The following is an 826-nucleotide window of genomic DNA, read 5'->3' as shown; positions in this document are numbered from 1 at the left end:
AGGAATAGGTTGGGTCGATAACGCCACTGGTTTCACAGTGATAGGAATTGTAAAATTATTGGCCGTTGGCTTTGAATTTGGGGTGATAGCCGCCCCATTCACAACCACTGCGCTGTTTACTGGTTTAACCGTGCTATTACCCCATGTGAATTGATAGCCGACTGAACTGTTATCTTTCACATTAATAATTCCACTGTTAGCATTATTCGCGCCATCTCGACCAGAAAAACTAAGCGTGTAGGCAGGCAGTAGCCCATTACAGGTAAACGCCACATTAATGGTTTTCCCTGCTATCGCGTTTGCTTTCACATCCGTGGCTGTTTGGTCACCAAAAGCAACATCATTAACAGAAACCGCACAGGAAGCGTTATTTATCAATGTCATTGATGTAGATGCACTAAATCCAACAGTTTCTTTTTGTAATGTATTACTGTATTCGCCTATGCGAGAGTAAAAGTTTCTCGTTAGCATATAGGTTGGGTTAACAGTTATTTTTCCTGGCGGTGGTTTTTTTGCTAAATATACAATGCCAGAATCAGTGCCGCCGCCAGGTCCAGCTAGTGCTGTATATCCTGCTCCTACTTTTTTATAATCAGCTAAGAGTAACCAAGCGGTATTATTGCAACTCGCTGTTGATCGATATCTAAGATAACCATCAGGAGAATTTTTATCGGTAGTGCTTTTAGGACAGGTAGTAGGTGAGGCTCCAAACTTATCGACGATATAGATGAAGTCTCCATTAGTATTACCAGCACCGCTTGTTGCACGTAAGCATTCACCTGTATAGCTTATTGGTGATCCAGGGATTCCAAATGTATACAGTTGG

1 protein-coding gene is annotated in these 826 nt (G+C 42.0%); it reads right to left on the bottom strand.

Annotation, left to right across the window (positions count from 1 at the left end):
- Window positions 1-826, bottom strand: an 826-nt coding sequence (locus M992_RS15250; protein ID WP_053909187.1) for a fimbrial protein, incomplete at both ends; no start/stop codon positions are given.

It is taken from the genome of Moellerella wisconsensis ATCC 35017 (assembly GCF_001294465.1).
Taxonomy (GTDB): domain Bacteria; phylum Pseudomonadota; class Gammaproteobacteria; order Enterobacterales; family Enterobacteriaceae; genus Moellerella; species Moellerella wisconsensis.
This window is presented reverse-complemented; position numbering and strand designations above follow the sequence as displayed.